This window comes from Inquilinus limosus MP06 (genome assembly GCF_000767795.1).
GTDB lineage: Bacteria > Pseudomonadota > Alphaproteobacteria > DSM-16000 > Inquilinaceae > Inquilinus > Inquilinus limosus_E.
In genome coordinates this window covers 1-2,695 of sequence record NZ_JANX01000710.1, presented here as the reverse complement: position 1 = coordinate 2,695, position 2,695 = coordinate 1, and the positions used below count along the sequence as shown (strand labels likewise).

The 2,695-nt window shown below is 70.4% G+C and carries 4 protein-coding genes and 1 pseudogene; 2 read left to right on the top strand and 3 right to left on the bottom strand.

The window, feature by feature from the left end; translation table 11 throughout:
• A partial coding sequence (locus tag P409_RS31240) for an ATP-binding cassette domain-containing protein (RefSeq protein ID WP_034847656.1) occupies positions 1 to 489 on the top strand: 489 nt, incomplete at its 5' end.
• Positions 490 to 816, top strand: a complete 327-nt coding sequence (locus P409_RS31235; RefSeq protein WP_343285536.1) for a type II toxin-antitoxin system ParD family antitoxin — start codon at positions 490 to 492, stop codon at positions 814 to 816. It begins immediately after the preceding gene.
• Between the two features lie 172 nt (positions 817 to 988).
• Here the strand turns inward: P409_RS31235 and P409_RS31230 are convergent, their stop codons facing one another.
• The 3 genes and pseudogenes from P409_RS31230 to P409_RS39500 all read right to left on the bottom strand — a co-directional run.
• On the bottom strand, positions 989 to 1,546 hold the full coding sequence (locus P409_RS31230; RefSeq protein ID WP_238578813.1) for a PQQ-dependent catabolism-associated CXXCW motif protein: 558 nt from the start codon (positions 1,544 to 1,546) through the stop codon (positions 989 to 991).
• The gene (locus P409_RS31225) at positions 1,543 to 2,385 is read right to left on the bottom strand and encodes a substrate-binding domain-containing protein (RefSeq protein WP_034847653.1); all 843 of its coding nucleotides are present in this window, start codon (positions 2,383 to 2,385) and stop codon (positions 1,543 to 1,545) included. The genes P409_RS31230 and P409_RS31225 overlap by 4 nt, the downstream gene beginning before the upstream one ends.
• A 10-nt stretch (positions 2,386 to 2,395) precedes the next feature.
• Positions 2,396 to 2,695: pseudogene (locus P409_RS39500) on the bottom strand (hypothetical protein); the annotation flags it as partial.

The following is a 2,695-nucleotide window of genomic DNA, read 5'->3' as shown; positions in this document are numbered from 1 at the left end:
CTGGACAACCTGCTGCTGGTCGCGGGGCGGGAGGCCGAGGCCGGAGCCCGCCGGCTGCTGGAGGCGGTGGAGCTGGGCGGCAGCGAGGACGCCTATCCGGGCCAGCTTTCCGGCGGGATGCAGCGCCGCGCCGCCCTGGCCCGGGCGCTGCTGGTCGACCCCGACCTGCTGCTGCTGGATGAACCGCTGGTGTCGCTCGACCATGCCCTGGCCGGTCGGATGCGGGCGTTGGTGGCCGACCATTGGCGCCGGCGCCGGCCGACCGTGCTGCTGGTCACCCATGACCTGCGCGAGGCGGTGCTGCTGGCCGACCGGGTGGTGGTGCTGGCCGAGGGCGCGGGGCGCGTGTCGCTGCAGCGCGGGATCGAGCTGCCGCATCCGCGCGACCCGGAGGACCCGCGGATCGACGCCATCGTCGACGCCCTGTTGCGCTTCGACCCCGGGCTAGCGGTGGCGGCACCGGCGGACGACCCGGCCGACCGCGCCTGACTGCATCCACGCCGGATCCGTGATAGTGCTCCATCCTATTCAGCAGGATCGGAGGCGCAGTGGCGCACCACCCAGCAGTCCAGCGTCACGCTGCCGAACGAGATGGCGGAGATGGTCCGGGCCAAGGTCGCCTCGGGCGAATATGCCAGCGAGAGCGAGGTGATCCGCGACGGTCTGCGCGCACTTCAGGCCCGCGATCAGGCGCTTGAGAAATGGCTGCGCACCGAAGTCGTGGCCGCCTATGACGAAGCCAAGGCCAATCCGTCGAGCCTTCTCGACAGCGACCAGGTTCTCGAGGAACTGAGGCGTCGGACGGCGAAGCGTTGAATTGCCTTCGGGTCGCGCACCCGCCGCGAGTCGTGGCGGACCCCGAAGCTCGTTATCGCCTATCCCCTATCGTCATTCCCGCGAAAGCAGGAATCTCTATCCGGTTCGGGCGCAGCGAGATCCCCGCTTTCGCGGGGATGACAAATCGGGATTGTGGGAGGGCGACCTGCCTCTACTTCACCGGCAGCGGCGCGTTCGGCAGGGTCGGACGGCCGCCGTCGGCCCACTCCTTCACCCCGCCGGGGAACCAGTGCACCGCGGTGTAACCCTCGGCCACCGCCCGGCGGGCGGCGTTCCAGGACATCCAGCACTCGGCATCGCAGTAGAATACCAGCGGCCGGGCGCGGTCGCCCAGGGTCAGCGCCGCCAGGGAGTCGCGGAAATACGCCTCCATCTCCGCCGACAGCGCGCCGTAGCCGGTGTTGGCCAGCCAGACGCTGCCCGGGATGTCGCGCCGCTCCGGCGGCCGCCACAGCGTCTCCGGCGGCAGCTTGTCCGGCCGCGGCGGCTGCGGCAGCACGTCGACCAGCAGCACCGGGCCGCGGCGCATCAGCGCCTCCACCGCCGCGGCGTCGACCACCATGGCCCCTTTCAGGGTCGCCGGGGTCGGCGCGCGGTAGGCCTCCATGCGGTAGCCGTCGGGCTCCGCCACCGTCTGGGCCGGGGCGTGGCCGGCGGCCAGGCAGAGGGCCAGTGCGGCGAGGCCCAGCAGCCGGCGGGTCGGCATCATGGCAATGGCTGGCCGCGCGCGTCCAGCATCGGCACGCCGTAATCCTTGAGGATCGCGGTGATCTCGTCCTTGTTCTCGCGCAGCAGCCGGTTGATCTGGTTCTTCCACTCGTTCTCGCCGGGCCGCACGCCCATGGTGATGTAGAAATCCAGCTTGGTGTCCTTCGGCTCGTTCAAGAGCGGCGTCACCACCAGCGCGTCGCCATGCTGCTTGGCGAAATAGCCGGCGATCGGGCCCCACAGCACCGCGACGTCGATCGTCTTGTTGGCCAGATCCTCGATCATCTGCTTGCCCGGCGCGTCGTACCGGCTGTCGACATAGAGCGGATACGGCCGCGCCTGCACCATCAGCCCGTCGCGCGCCGCCAGGTTGGCCGGCGGCGTGCCGGCGGTGATGCCGAGGTGCAGCGTCTGCAGCCGCGGATCGGCCAGGCCGCTGAGGTCGGCGAGATTGTCCGCCCGCCGGGTCACCAGCACGTAGCCGGAGCGGTAGTAGGGATTGGTGTTCTGCACCAGCTCGGCGCCGACGACGATGCCCATCACCAGGTCGCAGCGCCGCGCCCGCAGCGTCATGCGCAGGAAGCCGACGGAGTTCGGAAACCAGGTGTAGCGCAGCGGCACGCCCATCTTGGCGGCCAGCAGCTCGGCGATCTTGTTCTCGAAGCCCTCGCCCTTGTCGTTCGAGAAGGGCGGGTTGGCGGGGTCGGAGCAGACGCGCAGCGCCGATCGGTCGACCGCCTCCGGCCGCGGCGGGTCGGCGCGCGACGGGGCGGAGGCGGACAGCAGAACGGCGCCGGCCAGGAAGGCCAGCGCCGCGGCGCGCCGCAGAAGGGGCGTCATGGCGGGCACTTCAACCGGGCGTCCCCATGCAGGCGTTCTCCGCGTCGGCATAGTCCTTGGACTTCTTTTCGAACTTGGCCGGCCGGCCGCGCCCCACGGCGCCGTCGGACCGGGCCTTGAGATAGGCGTAGATGTCGTTGATGTAGCACATCACGTTGGGGTCCGACCCCAGCGCCGGCATCTTCTTGTCGTTCGCCGTGCCGACCTCCTGCTTGCCGTTGACCACGGTTTCGAGGAACTGGTCGTAGGTCAGCGTCTTCAGGGACTCGACCAAAGCGGGGGCGAAGGTGCTGCCCTCCCCGTCCGGCCC

Excerpts from the sequence above, each read along its gene's own strand:
- P409_RS31230 (WP_238578813.1), bottom strand. The coding sequence starts at position 1,546 with ATGATGCCGACCCGCCGGCTGCTGGGCCTCGCCGCACTGGCCCTCTGC.
- P409_RS31225 (WP_034847653.1), bottom strand. The coding sequence starts at position 2,385 with ATGACGCCCCTTCTGCGGCGCGCCGCGGCGCTGGCCTTCCTGGCCGGC.